This is a genomic window from Myxosarcina sp. GI1, assembly GCF_000756305.1.
Classification (GTDB): domain Bacteria; phylum Cyanobacteriota; class Cyanobacteriia; order Cyanobacteriales; family Xenococcaceae; genus Myxosarcina.
In genome coordinates this window covers 780,434-800,050 of sequence record NZ_JRFE01000014.1, presented here as the reverse complement: position 1 = coordinate 800,050, position 19,617 = coordinate 780,434, and the positions used below count along the sequence as shown (strand labels likewise).

The window sequence follows — 19,617 nt, the reverse complement described above, 5'->3', positions numbered from 1 at the left end:
AAGGGTGAAATGAATTTATATACTTCCTTTTTGACTTTTAATTTTTGACTTTTAACTTTTTACTTATTATGGTTGAAACAGCAGATATTGTAGTTGTCGGCGGTGGCTGTATCGGTGCGGCGATCGCGCTACATTTAGCCGAAAAACAAGCAGGTAAAATTATCCTATTAGAGAAAAAATCTCTAGCTAATGGTGCTTCGGGTAAGGGCATTGGCATTATTCGCACTCACTACACTCACCCCGTACTGGCTGAGTTGGCGCAGCTTTCCCTACAGTCCTTTCATAATTTTGCCGAGCGTTACGGCGGTTACGATAGCGGCTTTAATCCTTCCGGTTACTACATTTTAGTAGGAGAAGACGACATTCAAACCCTCTCTAGTGTGGTCAAACTACACCAGTCAATGGGTATCGATGTTGACTTTATCGATCTAGATGCCGTACATAGTGCTATTCCCGCGCTAAATCTCAACGATGTGGCGATCGCCGCTTACGAACCCAATTCGGGCTACGGTTCGCCACCCCAGACTACGATTGCTTTTGCCAAACGAGCGGCAGATTTAGGGGTAGATGTTCGTACCGCTACACCCGTTAAAGAGATAAAACTAGATGCTGAAGGTAGAATCGAACGAGTTATTACTCCATCTGGCGAAATTGCTACACGCACCGTTATTGACTGTGTAGGACCTTGGGCGAGACAGTTTACAGAGCATTTAGGTTTAAACTTTCCCGTAGATACGGTAGTAGAACATGTTGTCGTTGTCGAACGTCCGCCAGAGTTTAGCCAGCCACATCCAGTAGTTTCCGATCTGGTCAATCTTTGTTACTCTCGTTCTGATGCAAATTTACCATACACCAGAATTGGTAATTCTAATCCCCAACGTCACGCCGATTTTCTGCTAGAAGATGCCGATGATTTTCACGGTCAGCTTTTTCCTGACATTACTGAAGAATTAACCCAAAAACTGCTGCATCGCTATCCCATTTTAGAAACAGGCAAAATCATCGAAAAATACTCTGGTATTTGGGCAATTACCCCAGACTATCAGCCCATAATCGATCGCATAGAGCCAGTACCAGGACTTTATTGTGCCGTTGGCTTTAGCGGACATGGCTATAAATTGAGTCCTATAATTGGCGATTTGGTCAGTCAATTCATTTTAGGAGAAACCAATCCTTTAGTAGAAAAGCTAAAAATGTTTCGTTTGAGTCGCTTTGCAGAAAATGACCGAATAAAGTCAGAATTTAGCTATAGCCAAGCCAAAGGTTTGCGTTAAATAAAACGGGTTAATTGTAACTAGAAATTTCAATTAGATTTAGATCGGGATCGCGAATATAAATTGAAGTAATTTTTCCCATTGCTCCAGTTTTACCAACTAACGCTTCAATAATTTCTACATTACAGGCGCGAAGATATTCTAAAACACTCAATAAAGAATCTTTAGTAATTAGACAAAAATCTGCCGAACCAGGTGTAGGCTTAATTGCTTTTGGTTCGATTTATTTACCAAATTTATGTAAATTTATTTTACAATCGCCAAATTTTAGTGCAACTCTTCCTCGATTGAAAGTAACAACTTCCATACCCAGTACTTTAGAGTAAAACTCACAAGTAGTTTCAATATCTCTTACTGTCAAAACAAAATGGTCGATATTTTCTATTTTCATCTTTTATAGTTAACAAGATTTAAATAATACTTACATTTGTAGCCATATTTACAAATGAATTTGGCGATCGGTTGCAAACTTGTTATATCAAATAAGTTTCCCTATAGCAGATATTTTATAGGGAACAGATTCAGTATTTAAATATTACCAAAGTTAAATAATAATGAATCCTGAAGCACAAGAATTTTTAGGAACATTTGTCTCAGAAAGCTATTACTATTGGGCTTCTGTATTTATGCTCATCATTCATGCTGGCTTCCTCGCTTATGAGGGTGGCGCGTCACGCTGCAAGAACGTGCTGGCAACGATGGTCAAAAATTTGCTTACCTTATCCAGCGTCGGACTTTCCTTCTTTTTCTTCGGTTGGTGGGTTTATAATGGCTTTCCCTTGTTTCCAGTTGCTGGCGGAATTATATTCCCCTGGACTAATCCAGAGACAAGCGAACTAGTTGCCGAACTAAAAGCATTGGCAGACGCTTCCTATCCCTGGTCGGCAGCGATGGGACCCAACACCGCCGATAATTTGACTGGGGTATTTTTCTTTGCCTTTGCTTTGTTTGCGATGACTACAGCCTCTATTCTTTCTGGTGCAGTCATCGAGAGAATAAAAGTCGGAGCTTATATCGTTTTATCAATTGTTCTCGGTTCGTTTACCTGGGTAGTAGCCGCAGCCTGGGGATGGCACTATACTGGCTGGTTTTTAACCAAACTTGGCTATCACGATTTTGGCTGTTCGGCAGTGGTTCATGGAGTTTCTGGCTTTTTTGCTTTAGGAGTTTTGATTAATTTAGGAGCGAGAGTAGGCAAGTTCGACGAGAGTGGTAAACCTAGAGCTATTCTGCCTCACAATTTGCCCCTGACTATGTTGGGTTTGATGCTAATTTTTGTCGGCTTCTATGCCTTTTTAGCCGCCTGCGTTATTTTCGTTCCAGGTCAAACCGTCGAAACGACAATTTACGGTACGCCAATGACTCTAGCCTCAATTGGAGTCAATACCACCTTAGCTTTAGCTGCGGGTATTATTGGAGCCTACATTTCTAGTAATTCAGAACCCTTTTTTACTATTTCTGGGGGTTTGGCTGGAATTATTACCGTAGGCGCGGGTTTAGATTTATATCATCCCTTAATCGTAATTCCTCTAGCTTTTGCGGGTGCTTTTATCATGCCCAAAGTAGCGGCGATTATAGAAAGAGTGGGAATTGACGATGCAGTTGGAGCCTTTGCGGTACACGGCTTTTGCGGTATACTGGGCGCAATTTTACCTGGATTTTTCGCCTATGGCTACCCTCAAGCTGAGGGAATACCAGTTATCAATCCTATCGGTCAGATTGTTCCTGCTCTTATCTGTACCATCATTCTCGGATTTATTCCTGGGTACGGTGTTAGTTTTGTATTGAAAAAACTTGGTCTGTTACGAGTTTCTAGAGCCGAAGAAATCGAAGGTTTAGATATTGCCGATATGGGTGTAGAAGGTTATCCAGAATATAATACGACCTGGCAGAGAGATAACTTACACGCACATAATATTCCTTCAGTTAACGTCACGCCTCCGTAAACAAAATGAGACTGAATCGTTAGCACTACGAGTTGTTATTAATTCGATCGAGCAATAAAAAACAGGAAGTAATAAAATGAGCAGTCCTTTTCAAACGCCGCAAGAGTTTTTGGAAGTAAAAGGTCCACTATATACTTTTGCCAACAATCCTTTTTGGCTGATACTTTTTCTAGTTATTAGCGTGGTTATTTTTTTCTGGTTTATTTTTGCAAGCTATAAAATTAACGGTAGCAAGTCTACACCCGCTAATCCTGCGATGATGAGCATTTTGCTTTTAACTAGTTTTCTTTCACTAGCTCAATCTGCTTATATTTCTGGTACGAATAAAATTGAGAATTATAAACAAAGAAATAAATCTGAAGTTTTATTACGTAAAAGAACGACTATTTTATCTAGAAGATTAACTAACAGAAATAAGCTCGTATCGAGCGGATATCATTCGCGTTTTTCCGATCGCAGTAAAACAATTCGTAGAAGTTGAAAAATTTTAAGTTTTAAAAAATTTAACTCTACTCTGCTTCAAAACCACAAAAAAGTATTTGAAATTACTTTTTGCTACCAAAAAATAATGGTAGCTTTTTTAAATATTTAAGTGGTGTGAGAAATAAATAATGTATAGAGAGACAGCAAAAATCTGTTGTTTTTGTGCTGCTAAAACAACCGAAGTTCTTAGTAGTTTAACGCTAATAATTTTTGGTAATTTTTTTTGGTTGTTTTTAGGGACTTCGGTATTAGCATCAGAGGTAGCCGAAAAAACGAGCGATCGCGCCTTGCCTCCAGAAACTTCTAATCAATTAGGACAAGTTACTGGAGTTGAAGCAATCAAAAACGGTACGATAGATACTACAAGCTTGCTCAATTCCGACTTGGAGTTATTAACCGATTCTAAATTAGAAACTGCTAGTGGTTTAGAACAGCTTACTAAAGTCAACCAGTTACGAGATGTCGCGCCTACTGACTGGGCTTATGAAGCCTTACGTAGCTTAGTAGACCGCTATGGTTGTATTGCAGGTTATCCTAATAATACTTATCGTGGTAGTCAAGCTATTACTCGATATGAATTTGCCGCAGGTTTAAACGCTTGTTTGAATCAGATTGAAAGATTAATCGCCTCTTCACAGACGGTATCGCAACAAGACTTAGATACGATGCAGCGTCTGTCTCAAGAGTTCGCTGCCGAACTTGCAACTGTAGAAGGCAGAATAGACAATTTAGAAAATCGCCTCGCTTTTATAGAAGACAATCGCTTTTCTACTACCACCAAATTTAGTGCTTTTACCTGGTTTAATCTTACTGGAGCGGCAGCCGACGGTGATGTTTTGGTAGAGACAACAGATTTAAGCGTTCCTTCGGTAATTAGACCCCCAGGAAGAGATCCTGTAACTGGCGAACCAGCAGTATCATTGTTGACCGACGATCCTGAAATTACTTTGAGCAATTTAGTCTGGCTGACTTTTGAAACCTCTTTTACGGGGGAAGATGTTTTAGTAACTCAATTGGCGGTAGGTAATGGAGATTCTCCCGCCAATTTGTTTGCTTCGGCTGGTACTTATAATACTTTTGGCATACCTTTTACCGACCAGACAGCAGGGGTTCAGGGAGAAGGTAACAGCGAGGTTGTCATTCACGATTTGTATTACAATTTCCCCATTAATGACAGCTTTCGCATCGCAGTTGGTCCTCAAATCAACTGGTATGTCTTTTTCGAGCAAAATGCCTACACTTATTTTTTAACTGGAGCGAGTAGCTTTAATTCTATCGGTAGTAGTTTATCTAACGCGGTAGATCGCGGTTCGGGAGCAGTGGTGCTGTGGGATATTAGCGATAAGTTTAAATTAAATATTGGCTATCTAGGAGAGTCTACTGAGTTTCTTCCCAGTCCGCCTTTTAATACCGCTAGTGACCCAGACAAAGGTGTGTTTGGGGGTACGAATACCAGCACGGCAGAATTAACTTACTCTCCTACCGATACTTTTAATGCCAGACTGATGTATAACTACACCCACCTCAGTTCGGATGTAAATGTTGTAGGTGGTGTAATTGGGGGGGTAACGGGAGAACCCATACAAAATGGACTAGCCGATGCTGGTGCTGGTGCGGGACTGGATATCGATCCCAATGACGGAGGTTTAAAAGATTCTTTTTCTCATACGGTGGGATTTAATTTCGATTGGGAAATTTTGTCTAAGCTGGGCGTTTTTGCTCGTTATACTTATGCCAGTATCACGCTCAAACCTATAGACAGTACGGTCAACGTTCAATCAATTCAAGCAGGATTGGCTTTTCCCGATGTCGGCAAAGAAGGAGCTTTAGGTACGTTTTCTTTTTTGATTCCCTTTGACGTTACCAATGGCGAAGAATATCTAGTTGCAGGTGCTGGTGATGGTGGTACTCAGTATGAATTTGAATTAAGTTATTTTTATCCCCTCAATGACAATGTTGCTTTAATTCCTGCTTTTTATCTAGTTAGCAATCCTAACAACTTTGACGAGAATCCTAATATCTACGTGGGCAATTTACGAATGCAGTTTAGTTTTTAAACGGTAACTTAATACAGCGATTGCCGAAGGCAAAAGCAAAGCCGATAGCTTAAAGCAACTCAAGGCCTTGAATTAATTCAAGGCTTTTTTTTGACTGTTTGAAGTTACCAGAAGCAAATTAAAATGCGATCGCCTTATTTAATTTTATTAATATATTTCTTTTCTATTTCTTTTTCTTTGTTCTCTTTCTTAGCGAGAAGTTCTTGAAATTTTAGCTTCTGTTCCCCAGAAAGCACATTTAAAAATTTGACCGAAAATGCGATTGATAAGATTTTTTTAACTACTTAATTAGTAACCATTAAGTTTTTAGTGTGGTTTTTTGCATTTGTTGATGTAGGATATTTCCATAGACAAAAATCAATTAATTACATTTTTTAATAGGTTTTATTCTATACAAGTGAACTTATAAGGTTTTCAGCCTCTTAGACTAATGACATACTGCATTCTATTTTTTTTAGGACTAGCAACAATTTGGGTCGCTCTTAAAACAACAGAGGAGATATATCGACTCGCTTTAACTTCTTTGGGTCTGCTTGCTTTGGGTTGGGGATATTTTTCTAGTCCTTGCCTGTTTCAATTTATGAGTGGAATTTTAATTTTGAGTGCTTATCAAATTTACATTGCAACAGTTGAGTCATCATCGTAATTCAGCTCAACTTCTCGAATTAGAACTTTCTGTCATTAGCTAAAACTGCAAACACAGTAAAAATTTACTAATAAGTTTTTTGAAATTTTCATCATGGCAATTACTAATAGAATTCACTTTAGAAACGTAAAAGGCGATATCTTCGGCGGTATCACTGCCGCAGTTATCGCCCTACCAATGGCTTTAACCTTCGGAGTTGCTTCTGGTGCAGGAGCTTCAGCAGGGTTATGGGGCGCGATTTTAATCGGCTTTTTTGCCGCTCTTTTCGGAGGAACTCCCACTCTAATTTCCGAACCTACAGGTCCCATGACCGTAGTGATGACCGCAGTTATTGCAGGACTAACAGCTTCTAATCCAGAAAATGGTTTGGCAATGGCGTTTACCGTCGTCATGCTGGCGGGAGTTTTCCAAATTATTTTTGGGATGTTAAAACTCGGTCGATACGTAACCCTAATGCCCTATACAGTTATCTCTGGCTTTATGTCGGGCATTGGGGTAATTCTGATTATTTTGCAAATTGCTCCATTTTTGGGTCAAGCTAGTCCCAAAGGTGGGGTAGTCGGTACGGTGCAAAACATACCGAATCTGATTGCTAATATCAATCCTTTAGAAACTCTCTTAGCTGCGATAACGGTAGCGATTCTTTTCTTTTATCCTGACAAATTGAAGAAGTACATACCGCCTCAGTTATTGGCATTGATTGTGGGAGCTTTAGTCGCCATATTATTTTTCGGCGATGCAAATATTCGCACTATTGGTGCAATAAAAGTAGGTTTGCCAAGTTTACAACTACCTACTTTTAGTGCAGCTCAAATAAGAGAAATGATAGTTGATGCACTGGTTTTAGGAATGCTGGGCTGTATCGATGCTTTACTCACTTCTTTGGTTGCAGATAGTTTAACTCGTACAGAACACGATTCCAATAAAGAATTAATAGGTCAAGGTCTTGGTAATTTAATAGCTGGTTTATTCGGCGGTATTGCTGGTGCTGGTGCAACTATGGGAACTGTAGTTAATATTCAGTCTGGTGGTAGAACTGCTCTTTCTGGCTTAACCCGTGCAATAGTTTTGCTAATAGTAGTTTTAGGACTTAGTCAATATCTTGAAGGTATTCCTCTAGCAGTTTTGGCAGCAATTGCCCTTAAAGTTGGTATCGATATTGTCGATTGGGGTTTTCTCAAACGCGCTCACAAAATCTCTACCAAAGCCGCGCTAATTATGTATGGGGTAATTATCCTGACGGTGTTTGTAGATTTGATTGTTGCTGTCGGTGTCGGGGTATTTGTTGCTAACGTTTTAACTATCGAACGTCTTTCCAATCATCGTGCCGACCAAGTTAAAGCTGTTACCTATGACGATGAAGAAATAAAACTCAAACTGGAAGAAAAACACCTGTTAGAAAAAGCTAATGGTCGCGTACTTCTATTCTATTTAAGCGGTCCAATGATTTTTGGTGTAGCTAAAGCTATCTCTCGCGAACACAATTTGATCGACAATTATCAGGCATTGGTTCTAGATCTATCGGAAGTACCTATTTTGGGTGTAACCTCTTCTTTAGCTTTAGAAAATGCCATTACCGAAGCACTAGAAAAAGGTCGCCAAGTCTTCTTGGTAGGTGTGAGCGGACAGGCAGAAAAACGCTTGAAAACGATGGGGGTAATGACACAAATTCCCACTCAAAATATTTTAAGCGATCGCACTATGGCTCTCAGACAGGCAGTAAATTACGTTGACGAATACAGCGATTTCGATCGCGGCACAGTTCCACCTCAAGCAATTAGTTAGTAGTTGAGGGTTAATAGTCATTTATCTTTAATTTTGGAATGCTTTTAATAAACGTCGAATGACTAATAAATAACAAAACTAGAATTCAAATTTAAAACATCTTTGCAAACATAAAATCATGATTAATTTGGCATCGATATTTCCTAATCCCTTAGTTCCCGATTGTATCTTTACTTCTCCATTACTAGCTACCGAGCCTAGTTCTGAAACTGCACCAATGGTATTAGCAGGGGTTTTATTGAGTCTAATCTTTATTTATCTAGCAAGTAAACTAGGAGGGGAACTTTCTAAATTAGTCGATTTACCTCCCGTGCTGGGCGAACTAGTTGCTGGTGTAGTAGTAGGGGTTTCTGCATTGCACCTATTAGTATTTCCCGAAGCTGGTGCAGTTGCTGGCGATTCAGTTGTTATTACTATCCTACAGTTTGTGGGGTTAAATCCCGAAAGCACCGAGGAAGTATTTGCCCTCTCTAGTGAAGTTGTCTCTGTGTTAGCCGAAATTGGAGTAATCATACTCTTATTTGAAATCGGTTTAGAATCGGATATTAGAGAACTGCAAAAAGTTGGAGTTAGAGCGGCTATCGTGGCAATTGTAGGTGTTGTCGCTCCCTTTGTCGCTGGTACTGTAGGTCTGGTATTAATCTTTGGTATGCCTACAATTCCTGCGGTGTTTGCTGGTGCGGCATTAACTGCTACTAGTATTGGTATCACCTCCAAGGTACTGTCGGAGTTGGGACAGCTAAAATCTACAGAAGGTCAAATTATTGTCGGTGCGGCAGTTATCGATGACGTTCTCGGTATTATTGTCTTAGCTGTAGTAGCCAGTCTGGCAAAAACTGGAGAGGTAGATATTGTTAACTTAGTCTATCTAATTCTTAGTGCTACTGCTTTCTTAGTTGGTTCGATCTTTTTAGGTAAATTCTTTAACAAAAGCTTCGTCGCTATTGCTGAAAAACTTCAGACTAGAGGAAATTTAGTCATTCCTGCCTTAATTTTTGCTTTCTCGATGGCGTTTCTAGCTAATGCCATTCACTTAGAGGCAATTTTGGGTGCATTTGCCGCTGGTTTGGTTTTAGATGAAACTGACAAACGTAAAGAATTAGACCAACAGGTTATTCCCATTGCAGATATCTTAGTGCCAATCTTCTTTGTATCTGTCGGTGCCAGAGTAGATCTTAGCGTCCTCAATCCCTCTAGTGCTGCTAACCGACAGGGATTAATTATTGCCGCTTTCTTAATTGTAGTTGCCATTATCGGTAAATTAATTACTGGTTGGGCAATTGTAGGTCAAGAAAAAATCAACCGTTTGGCAATTGGTATTGGCATGATTCCTCGCGGTGAGGTCGGCTTGGTCTTTGCTGGTATAGGTGCAGCTAGTGGCGTTTTAGATAAACCTTTACAGGCAGCTATCATTATCATGGTAATTCTCACGACTTTCATCGCTCCTCCTTTATTGCGTTTTGCTTTTAAAGGAGAGGAACAACTAGTAGAACAACCAGAGTTGTCATAAAATAACGAGCGTTGTTTTTAAAACTAAAAATGTAAATCTTGGCGATCGCTAAGTATGACAATTGGCATCTCGATCCATTGCTAATGAATCACCACTGATTACAAATACAAACAATAATATAAGTATTTTCTATATTTCTATGTATTTTTTAGTGGTATCATTTATACATAGATTTTAGTCAATGGTTTTAAACAAACAATAGTACAAAGTCTATGAACGCTAAAACTGTAGGCATTCATGGCGACAGTACAAAGTTTTCTATCTATCTTTCAATCATCACTTGCCTGTCGTCCCGACCCTTAAAAAGTTTTTAATAAAGGAGGAATTACAACATGGATTTTTTGTCTGATTTTTTGACGCGCTTCCTGGCGCAGTTACAGTCCCCGACACTCGGCTTTCTAATTGGTGGTATGGTTGTTGCTGCCCTCAATAGCCGACTGCAAATTCCAGATGCAGTCTATAAGTGGATCGTCTTCATGCTGCTCATAAAGGTTGGTCTGAAGGGCGGCATTGCAATCCGCGAGTCCAATCTGGCGGAGATGCTGTTGCCCGCAGTGTTTGCCGTAGTAATAGGGATTCTAATCGTGTTTATCGCACGCTACACCTTGGCGAAGCTGCCGAAGGTTAGAGTCGTGGATGCTATTGCGACTGGGGGCTTGTTTGGTGCCGTGAGTGGCTCTACCCTCGCCGCTGGCATAACGGTACTGGAACAGCAAGACATCGCATACGAGGCTTGGGCTGGCGCACTCTATCCCTTCATGGATATCCCAGCACTCGTGACTGCAATTGTCTTGGCTAGCATTTATACCAGCAAGCAGAACCGTACCGCAGAAGAGTCTCTCAAGAAGCAGGAGTCTCTCAGCAAGCAAGCTGTTACCGCAGGCGGGTATTCTAGCGAGCAGAAGTATCCCACCAGCAGACAGGAGTATCGCAGCCAGCAGCGCATTACTGCAAGCGGGTATCCCAAAGAGCAGCGCGATAGCGTAAGCAAACGGGTCGAGATCTGGCCCATCATCAAGGAAAGCCTCCAAGGATCTGCCCTATCAGCACTACTGCTCGGTCTCGCTCTAGGTCTGCTAACCCAACCAGAACCTGTCTTTGAGAGCTTCTACGAGCCCCTCTTCGACGGACTGCTTTCGATCCTGATGTTGGTAATGGGTATGGAAGCCACGGCAAGAATCGGCGAGCTGCGCAAGGTGGGTCACTGGTACGCCCTATATGCCTTTGTGGCACCGCTAGTGCATGGGTTTATAGCCTTCGGTTTCGGTCTGATTGCCCATTACACCACGGGGTTCAGCCTTGGGGGTGTTGTGCTTCTGTCCGTCATCGCTGGCTCTAGTTCAGACATTTCAGGACCCCCCACCTTACGAGGCGGTATCCCGTCGGCTAATCCCTCGGCATACATTGGCTCATCCACGGCCGTCGGCACGCCAATTGCAATTGCCGTTGGAATACCGCTATTCATCGGGGTCGCCCAGGCGGTGATGGGTGGCTAATCCCAAAGGGGTCGCGGTCTGCTGGTGCTTCTTTGACCCAGCGATCGATACGGCGGCTGGAGCGGAGCGAACGCGCGCGGTGCTGCCGTTTTTCTGAGTTTATATATATATAGTTTAATAAATACACACGTTAAGAGGTAACACATATGACCCAACAAGCAAGCAAGCTCGTCATCGTCACGGAAAAGGTACTGCTGAAAAAGATCGCCAAGATCGTCGACGAAGCTGGGGCTACCGGTTATACGGTGGTGGACGCTGGCGGTAAAGGCAGTCGCAACGTGCGCTCGTCGGGACAACCCTCCGTTTCCGACACTCAGTCGAATATAAAGATAGAGGTGCTTATCCGCAATCGGGATATGGCCGTGAAAATTTCCGATAAGATCGCAGCGGAGTTTTTCGACGATTATTCGGGCATCGCCTATATCTGTAACGCGGAAGTACTGCACGCGCACAAGTTCTGACTTTTTCACCCAGCCGATCGAACCGAGAAGCTGGGGCAAGACCCCGATTTACACGAAAACTCAGCAAAATGGGAGAACCGCACCCGTAGGCGTAGCCCGCCAGCGGCATCGCGCCGCTCTAAATCAATGAAGCTAATACTATCCCTCGGACAAAAGGCAGCAAGTCTCATTTTGAAAAAATAAGAACTATCAATTCAGCTACAAGATAATAAAAACAATGGAAAATTTAGTATTAGATAAAAATACCTGGATCTGGTTTTGGTTTACTGTTTATGCTTTGACTACAGTTTTTATATTACCTAATAAACTCAAGTTTGATTTTTCAAAAGTATCAGATTTCGAAAGCAATATCTTTCAATTTGCTTGGCGTTTTGGATTTCGCAATGCTTTAGCTGTTTTTGTTGCTTTAATAATAAAAAACATTATTTAAAAGTAATGTTTGTCAATTTTAGATCGGACTGTAAGGTATATTTTTGAATATTTAGTGTTTTATAGTTTATCAATCTTCAAAACACTGAAATTTATCTTACTCAGACTAAGGTGACAATTGAAAATTTAACTTTTAGTCAGCTAAAACTGTATAATCTCGATTTACTGGATTATTTTGGTCGCATGCTAAGTTTGTTGCTTTAATTGTCATTTCTGCATCCCAAATTTGAGTAACAACAAAAACAATTTACCTCGAACAGACAATGCAAGAAACTACGAATTTCAAATTAGATGCGGTATATTTGCGCAATATTACTTATTGAGTTGTTGTTTACTTAGTTGAATTTGTAAGATACTGATGTTAATTTTAGAAGCTTTTGTATTTGCCACGATATTATGTGGCTTTTTTGGCATCATCTTTAAGAAAAATTTGGTAATGAAAATCATCTCAATGGACATTATGAGTACGGGAATCATTGCCTATTACGTATTGGTAGCATCGCGGGATGGTTTGTTTACGCCAATTGTGTCGAATAAAGACAATGTTGCCTATGCCGACCCCGTTCCCCAGGCAGTTATTCTGACAGCAATTGTAATTGGGTTTTCAATCCAGGCGTTGATGCTGGTAGGGGTAATGAAGCTAGCTAATAATAATCCTACCTTGGAAACTAGCGCGATCGAAGAAAACAATACACCATGACCGAAATTACAATTATTTGGCTAGCTCTATCATTTTTTGTTGGGTTTATTATTTATCTATTGCCCAAACTAGACCGCTATTTTGCATTAGCAATAGCGTTAGTTTCTGCTGCTTATTCGGTATCGCTCTTTTTAATGCGATCGCCTTTAAATATTCAGCTGCTAGATAATTTTGGCGTTACTTTAACTATCGATCGCTTGAGTGGCTTTTTTATTTTGACTAACGCCTTGGTCACGGCAGCAGTAGTTGTTTACTGTTGGCAAACAGGTAAAACATCTTACTTTTATATGCAGACAATTATTCTGCATGGCAGCGTTAATGCAACTTTTATCTGTGCCGATTTTATTAGTTTGTACGTGGCGTTAGAAGTAATTAGTATTGCTTCTTTTTTATTAATTACTTATCCCCGTACAGATAGAGCGATTTGGGTGGGCTTACGCTATTTATTTGTCAGCAATACGGCAATGCTGTTTTATTTGGTAGGAGCAGTGCTGGTATATCAAGCACATCATTCTTTTAGTTATGCAGGTTTGCGCGGTTCTCCTCCCGAAGCAGTGGCTTTAATTTTTTTAGGTTTGTTGGTCAAAGGAGGTATTTTTGTTTCTGGGTTATGGCTGCCTCTAACACACTCCGAATCAGAATCTCCAGTCTCGGCAATGCTTTCGGGGGTAGTAGTAAAAGCGGGGGTATTCCCCTTAGTACGTTGTGCGCTGCTGCTAGAAGAAATAGATCCTGTAGTGCGGTTTTTTGGCGTGTGTACGGCACTGTTGGGGGTAGGCTATGCCGTATTTGAAAAAGATACCAAACGGATGTTGGCATTTCATACCATTTCACAGTTGGGTTTTGTTCTCGCTGCGCCAGTTGTAGGTGGTTTTTATGCGCTTACTCACGGTTTGGTAAAGTCTGCCCTGTTTCTCATTGCTGGTATTTTACATAGTCGTAATTTTAAACAACTACAGCAGCAACCTATTAGTAACAAACTTTGGATTGCTTTAGTAATTGCTAGTTTTTCTATTTCTGGTTTTCCTCTGTTATCTGGTTTTGGCGCAAAAGTATTAACCAGTAAAAATTTATTGCCTTGGCAGGTTATTGGCATGAATCTTGCCGCTTTGGGAACGGCAGTTTCCTTTGCTAAATTTATTTTTCTGCCACATCACAAGGAGATGGAGAAAAGAGACAATAGGGAGATAGGGAAAAAAATACAGCCTGGTTTTTGGTGGGCGATGGTTATTTTACTTGGTGGATTGGTTGGGGCAAACGTTTTTTACTATCAGGCTTATACTCTGCAAAATACGCTCAAACCACTGGCAACAATTGTTCTTGGCTGGTTAGCATATCTCCTGATTTTCAAAAAATCGGTAATAAAATTACCTCGGGCGATCGAACAATTCGACCATTTAATCGGGGTAATGAGCTTAATGTTAATCTTACTATTCTGGATTGTATGGACGCGAGCAACTATCTCAATCTAATTTTACGACTAGCAATTTGGTTTTTGCTTACTGCCGATTTTAGTTTGTCCAATATTATTATCGGTGTGGCGATCGCTTTTTTGTTGCCTCGCGGTTATACTTCTTCGGGCAAGTTAAAAGATTGGCTAAGGGTGTTGTGGGAAATCTTAAGAGCAATTCCCCAAGCATATTTAGAAGCAATTCAAATGATGCTACGTCCCCACAACCGTGAAGAAATTGTCAGACAAAGAGTCAAACCAAGACGCACACCAGGACTAGTATTTTTAGATATATTCCTGATTACCTTTACCCCCAAAACTATTGTGACTAAATACGATCGACGGGGGTGGTATGAAGTACACAGAGTAACAAGAAGCAGCAGCAAGTAGCAAGTAAGATGGATTCAATTTTAATCGCCATGATTTTAGCCTTACTAATACCAATTTATGAAGCTTGGCAAGATAATGATATTTGGCAAAAAATGCTGGCGTTTGCCAGTATTGCCACCAAGACTTCCATTATGATGCTAGTTATTTCTGTTTTACGCGATGATTGGTCGATTGGCGTAGTTGCAGTTATTATTCTGTGCGTGGGTAATGCAGGATTGATGTTGCTAGCACATTTAATTAAACGATTGAACGAAGCGTAACATCAGTTAAGTAACAAGTAATAGGTAGTAGACAATAAGTAAACACACTATAAAAGCTTATAGCTTATAGCTTGTAAATTATTATGATTGACATTTTGAGTTATAGTCTGATGGTAATCGGCATCATCTTCTGGTTTTGGGGAACATTGCCGTTAATTGGCAAGCGATCTGTTTTATATAAGCTTCACAGTCTTTCTGTCGCCGATACTCTCGGTTCGATGACTATTATCTTGGGTTTACTACTCAAAATACCTGGTGAATGGTCGCTGTTGCTGCTAGCAATTATTACCTTAGCAATTTGGAATACCGTGTTGGGATATGTCATAGCCTACTGCGCCAGCGATGAAAAGATTGAAGATAGGAATAAACTGACAAGTAGCTAATAACCACTGACAAAATCAAAATGATCGATAAATATTATATTTATATAATTGTCGCATTGTTACCGCTATCAGCCTTGATGCTGGTATTTCAAGCTAATCCCTATCATGCTTTAGTTATTAGAGCTATTTTAGGGGCAGTTGCGGTATTAATCTATGCTGTTTTAGGTGCTGCCGATGTAGCTTTAACTGAGGCTTTGGTAGGTACAATGTTGGCAATTACTCTTTATGTGGTCGCAGTACGTTCCTCTTTGGTTATGCGTTTGGGTGTATTGCAAGAATTAGCAATAGAACGGGAAAGTTATTTCGTAGAATTAATAGCCAATCTGAAAAAAGCCATTAATAGACATCATTTGCGTCTCGAATTAGTCGAATATCCCGATTTACAAGCTTTAGAACGGGCATTGATGACTAAAGAAATACACGGAATTTGTACTACCAAACCCAAATCTTTGGAACCACAACTAAATAAGACCACAGGAATAGATGTCAGGCAAATTTATCATACTGCAATTAGAGTTCGTCGTTTGTATGAGATTTTGCAATCCGAACTAGCTTCACCCGAAACTCAACTAACTTTGGTAACTGTACCTGACGGAGAAGATAAGCATTGATGAAGTGGATTTATTTTTTGGCTGGAATAGCCTTATTTATTAAAGTACTTATAATGCCCAATCCAGCAGCAGAATGGTCAGAATTTTCTATTGTTGAGGCGATCGCCGAAGATGCAGGCGTACCGAATGCGGTTTCGGGTATTATCTTTCGCAATCGTCTTTATGACACAATTTTTGAAGTGGTGGTATTTACCATCGCTATATTAGGCGTGAAGTTTCTCCTGGCAAACGAACAACCTACAGAAACAGTGTATCGATTCAGCGATCGCCCTTCAATAATTTTGGCACGTCTGGGGGCTACTATCTCTGCAATTGTCGCGATCGAACTGGCAATTAGAGGTCATCTCAGCCCTGGGGGTGGTTTTGCTGCTGGTGTAGCTGGAGGTACTGCAATCGGCTTAATTGCCATTACTTCTAACTCTCGATGGATGGAAGCAATATATAAAAAATGGAATGCTGCTACTTGGGAAAAAATTTCGGTTTTAGTTTTTATTGTTTTGGCAATAGTAACTTTAATTGGTTTTCAGTTACCATCAGGAGAATTAGAAACTTTATTTAGTGGCGGTATGATTCCTTTGCTGAATGTTTTAGTAGCGATTAAAGTTGCTTTGGGTTCATGGGCAGTTATTTTATTATTTATCCGCTATCGAGGTCTACTTTAAATCAAACACTGCTGTTTTATCTTTTAATACTAAATCCTGTTGAAATACACCATAAAAGCTAAGTAAAGGCAAAAGGCAAGAGGCAATAGGTTTTCAGCCTGGTTAACGCCCCCAAGTTAAAAATGGGTTTTGTAAATCGGATTTAGTATAAATAATCAATTAAGTTTTTAATGAAACGCAAGTTCCTCTAAATACGAGTGTTCCTCCCATAAGCTCGCGATCGCGATAGATAACATTGCTTTTAGTTGCCATTGTTTTTTATTTTTTAACTTATTTGCGATCGCGCTACTTAGTGCGTTTTAAATGTAGTTTACGAGACGATTTTTTAACCGTTGCAAAAATTTGGGACGAGCCGCAATTATGGCTCACAGCTTGACGCAATCTTTTACGAATTTCAGTACGAGGAGAGATTGTACACACAATAACTCTGGCTCTAATAGAGCTAATTTTAGCCTTGAGTTGCAAATGTTTTTTAAGCAATTGCAAGAAATAGGTGTTTTGCTTGCCAAATTGCATTAAGATTGGCAATTATGCAAGACAAACTTGCAATAGATAGTCTTAGCAATTGCAAATACAACTATGACAGGAAAAACCTTAAACAATAGTTCTGCTGGCATTCTAATTCTAATTCTTCCCGTAGCATTAGCAGTTGTAATTTTGTACAAACTGTGGCCCTTGTTGTTAGTGCTAATATTGTTATTTGCCCTCTTTAGAATTTGGCAAAATTATCAATGGCAAAAGTGGTGTGCCGAGGTCAATCCCTACTTCAATCAATTGATCAAAGAAAATCGCGGTTATCTTACCCCAGTAGACTTGTCCTTAAAAGCAGACCTTACTGCTAGAGCAGCCAAAACCTTTTTACAAAACAAAGCTATTGATTACGGCGTAGCACCAAAGACAATCCCCGATAAGGGAGTCGTTTATTACTTTCCTACTGCAAGTGCTTTAGGCAGTATTTTAGATGATAGCGAACCAGAAGAAGAGTCAGAACTATCTTTAAACTCTTATGATGCTGCCAATGATTCCGAGAGGCTGTCAGTGCGTGGAATAGCTAGCCTTGCAAAACAAGAACAAGCTCGACAGCAAGAAAATCAAGAGTCAGCCTCTACTACTACAACTCAAAAACCAACCGAAGAAAGCGCGAAATACGCTCAAGAACAAGCTGATGATGCAACATCGTCAAAACCTTCAAGCTTTGGCAGCGATTTCGATCGAGATCTAGAGACAGATGCAGTTACGACTCAAGCAGCCGAAGCTGAAGCGGCAACTGAAACCACTAGCGATCGCGCTTTAATCCAAGCAGACCTGGCAAAACGGCTAGACCTTAATTCTAGTACTGTTGGCAGACGTAAATTGGATGAAGACTTTTCTCAATGGAGTCAGAGTAAAGATCCCGAAGGAATAGGCTGGAAATACATTAGCGAAACTAAAGAGTTCGTACCTCTAGATGAAAATTAAGGACGAGCCGAACTAAAAAATAAACAGTAAACTATTTACTGTTGACTAAAGTAACGTACATAAGGTGACTAAAAATCAATCGCTCGTACCTGAATGGCAGTGGTGCAGTTGGAACGGGTCGAGCTATTTAACCTGTAGTTTGCTAGCGAATTGGCAGCATGGTTTTTTTACTGGAGAATCTTATCCCCAAACTCCCGACCGATTGATTGCGGCTTTCGACCCTGATGCCGAAGTTTATCGACTCAAGCAGGTGCATGGCAAAATAGTTTTAACTCCTAAAGAAATTAACCTTGCAAGTCAACAGGCTGAAAACAATACTTTAGTTGATGGAGACGGTTTAGTTACCGATGGTTTGCGGCAGTCAGTCTGGGTCGCCAGTGCAGACTGCAACTCCGTACTGATTGCGGATATTTCGTCGGGAAAAGTTGCTGCCGTTCATGCAGGTTGGCGGGGAACTTCACTGAAAATTGTCCCCGAAGCGATCGCTCGTTTTCTAATTTGGGGAAGTTCCCTCAAAGATCTGCGAGTCGTTATGGGACCTGCAATTTCGGGTGAGGTTTATCAAGTAGGAGAAAAGGTAGCTGCTGAAGTTGGAGCTACTATAGTTTGTGCGGCAGCAGCCCAAGATAGCCAGGCAATATTAGCTAAGTTATCCGAGTTACCTGTTAAGCTACTTTTAGCCGATGATAAACCAGGAAGAGTCCGTTTAGATATTAGATTGGTCAATCAAATACAGTTAGAACAGTTGGGAATCAATCGCGAACAAATTGCGATCGCCCCCTATTGTACTTACAAGAATGACCGTTTTTGCTCCTATCGCCGTACTAAAAAAAAGGAAGTACAGTGGTCGGGAATTGTTAGTAATTGAAAGTGTTAGCGATCGCCATTGTTTGACTCTATTAAAAAAATTTTACCTTCTCTCGAACAGCAGCCTAGCTGGGAACAGTATCGCCAATATCGGCAAGTGCTGAAGTTGTGGCAGAAAACTGTAACTTCAGCTACAGCCAATCAAGCTCGACCAACTTATCTTAAAAAAGGTATTTTGTGGGTTGCTACTTCTAGTTCTGTTTGGGCGCAAGAATTATCTTTTCAAAGATATTCTTTACTGAAAAAGCTGAATTCTCAGTTGGCGTTTGAGCTTAAAGATATTCGTTTCTCTTGCTCTTTATGGCATAACGCTACTCACCAGCAACATGAGCAACATGATTTTAGCGAGTCGCTCTTATCCCAGCGAAGATCCAAACCTTTTGAGCCAGTGGGCGACTACCCTCGGCATACTGCCAAAGGGAACAGCCAAAAAGTTTCTAGTTCTCACTTCCAAGAACCACAAGCTGCTGTCCGAAATTGGTTGAAATCGATTGAAGCTCGCTCTCAATCTTTACCTTTATGTCCTCAATGTTCGGTACCTACTCCCGAAGCCGAACTGCAACGTTGGCAGCAGTGTTATCTTTGTTATTCCAAACAAAAATTTGCGGCATATCGTCCGAGCGTAAATTAAAATTATAAAAAACAATAAAGATTAAATAAAATAAATCGACCAAAAGATATAAAGCTAATTAACGGCGATCCCCAATAGTTTTACATCGTGTATATCCGTAGATATACGGATATTTATT

General features: G+C 40.5%; 19 protein-coding genes and 1 pseudogene. 19 read left to right on the top strand and 1 reads right to left on the bottom strand.

Features of this window, described 5'->3' with window-relative positions; all coding sequences use genetic code 11:
- The first annotated feature begins 68 nt into the window (after window positions 1-68).
- A complete protein-coding gene (locus KV40_RS10470) occupies window positions 69-1,274 on the top strand; it encodes an FAD-binding oxidoreductase (protein ID WP_036480605.1) in 1,206 nt (401 codons plus the stop codon).
- Window positions 1,275-1,284: 10 nt separating this feature from the next.
- Here KV40_RS10470 and KV40_RS37295 read toward each other — a convergent pair.
- Window positions 1,285-1,665: pseudogene (locus tag KV40_RS37295) on the bottom strand (VOC family protein).
- A 163-nt stretch (window positions 1,666-1,828) separates the two neighbouring features.
- Between KV40_RS37295 and KV40_RS10460 the strand changes: the two are divergent.
- From KV40_RS10460 to KV40_RS10370, 18 genes are all read left to right on the top strand, one after another.
- A complete protein-coding gene (locus tag KV40_RS10460) occupies window positions 1,829-3,220 on the top strand; it encodes an ammonium transporter (RefSeq protein WP_072013803.1) in 1,392 nt (463 codons plus the stop codon).
- 76 nt (window positions 3,221-3,296) lie between these two features.
- Entirely contained in the window at window positions 3,297-3,701 is a 405-nt protein-coding gene (locus tag KV40_RS10455; RefSeq protein WP_036480602.1) for a hypothetical protein, read from the top strand.
- 130 nt (window positions 3,702-3,831) lie between these two features.
- Entirely contained in the window at window positions 3,832-5,760 is a 1,929-nt protein-coding gene (locus tag KV40_RS10450) for an iron uptake porin (RefSeq protein WP_052055522.1), read from the top strand.
- Between the two features lie 739 nt (window positions 5,761-6,499).
- Entirely contained in the window at window positions 6,500-8,191 is a 1,692-nt protein-coding gene (locus KV40_RS10440; RefSeq protein ID WP_036480596.1) for a SulP family inorganic anion transporter, read from the top strand.
- 118 nt (window positions 8,192-8,309) lie between these two features.
- The gene (locus KV40_RS10435) at window positions 8,310-9,701 is read left to right on the top strand and encodes a cation:proton antiporter (RefSeq protein WP_156114003.1); all 1,392 of its coding nucleotides are present in this window, start codon (window positions 8,310-8,312) and stop codon (window positions 9,699-9,701) included.
- Between the two features lie 332 nt (window positions 9,702-10,033).
- A complete protein-coding gene (locus KV40_RS10430) occupies window positions 10,034-11,197 on the top strand; it encodes a sodium-dependent bicarbonate transport family permease (protein ID WP_036480594.1) in 1,164 nt (387 codons plus the stop codon).
- 146 nt (window positions 11,198-11,343) lie between these two features.
- Window positions 11,344-11,658: a P-II family nitrogen regulator gene (locus tag KV40_RS10425; RefSeq protein ID WP_036480591.1), complete on the top strand. Its 315-nt coding sequence runs from the start codon at window positions 11,344-11,346 to the stop codon at window positions 11,656-11,658.
- Window positions 11,659-11,875: 217 nt separating this feature from the next.
- Window positions 11,876-12,088: a hypothetical protein gene (locus KV40_RS10420; protein ID WP_036480590.1), complete on the top strand. Its 213-nt coding sequence runs from the start codon at window positions 11,876-11,878 to the stop codon at window positions 12,086-12,088.
- Window positions 12,089-12,451: 363 nt separating this feature from the next.
- Window positions 12,452-12,787, top strand: a complete 336-nt coding sequence (locus KV40_RS10415) for a cation:proton antiporter subunit C (protein WP_036480867.1) — start codon at window positions 12,452-12,454, stop codon at window positions 12,785-12,787.
- The gene (locus tag KV40_RS10410) at window positions 12,784-14,259 is read left to right on the top strand and encodes a cation:proton antiporter (protein WP_036480587.1); all 1,476 of its coding nucleotides are present in this window, start codon (window positions 12,784-12,786) and stop codon (window positions 14,257-14,259) included. Before KV40_RS10415 ends, KV40_RS10410 begins: the two co-directional genes overlap by 4 nt.
- A complete protein-coding gene (locus KV40_RS10405; protein ID WP_036480585.1) occupies window positions 14,232-14,627 on the top strand; it encodes a Na+/H+ antiporter subunit E in 396 nt (131 codons plus the stop codon). Before KV40_RS10410 ends, KV40_RS10405 begins: the two co-directional genes overlap by 28 nt.
- Before the next feature lie 8 nt (window positions 14,628-14,635).
- Window positions 14,636-14,887 carry a hypothetical protein gene (locus KV40_RS10400; RefSeq protein WP_036480582.1) on the top strand — a complete coding sequence of 84 codons (252 nt, stop codon included), beginning with the start codon at window positions 14,636-14,638 and terminating at the stop codon, window positions 14,885-14,887.
- Between the two features lie 83 nt (window positions 14,888-14,970).
- Window positions 14,971-15,270: a monovalent cation/H(+) antiporter subunit G gene (locus tag KV40_RS10395; protein WP_036480579.1), complete on the top strand. Its 300-nt coding sequence runs from the start codon at window positions 14,971-14,973 to the stop codon at window positions 15,268-15,270.
- Window positions 15,271-15,290: 20 nt separating this feature from the next.
- Window positions 15,291-15,881, top strand: a complete 591-nt coding sequence (locus KV40_RS10390; RefSeq protein ID WP_036480576.1) for a DUF4040 domain-containing protein — start codon at window positions 15,291-15,293, stop codon at window positions 15,879-15,881.
- Entirely contained in the window at window positions 15,881-16,543 is a 663-nt protein-coding gene (locus KV40_RS10385) for a Na(+)/H(+) antiporter subunit B (RefSeq protein ID WP_036480572.1), read from the top strand. The genes KV40_RS10390 and KV40_RS10385 overlap by 1 nt, the downstream gene beginning before the upstream one ends.
- Window positions 16,544-17,122: 579 nt before the next feature.
- Window positions 17,123-18,001 (top strand): hypothetical protein, encoded by an 879-nt coding sequence (locus tag KV40_RS10380; protein WP_036480570.1) that lies wholly within the window; start codon window positions 17,123-17,125, stop codon window positions 17,999-18,001.
- Window positions 18,002-18,065: 64 nt separating this feature from the next.
- A complete protein-coding gene (gene pgeF, locus KV40_RS10375) occupies window positions 18,066-18,869 on the top strand; it encodes a peptidoglycan editing factor PgeF (RefSeq protein ID WP_036480567.1) in 804 nt (267 codons plus the stop codon).
- Window positions 18,870-18,887: 18 nt separating this feature from the next.
- A complete protein-coding gene (locus KV40_RS10370) occupies window positions 18,888-19,499 on the top strand; it encodes a DUF721 domain-containing protein (RefSeq protein WP_036480564.1) in 612 nt (203 codons plus the stop codon).
- The last annotated feature ends 118 nt before the right edge of the window (window positions 19,500-19,617 follow it).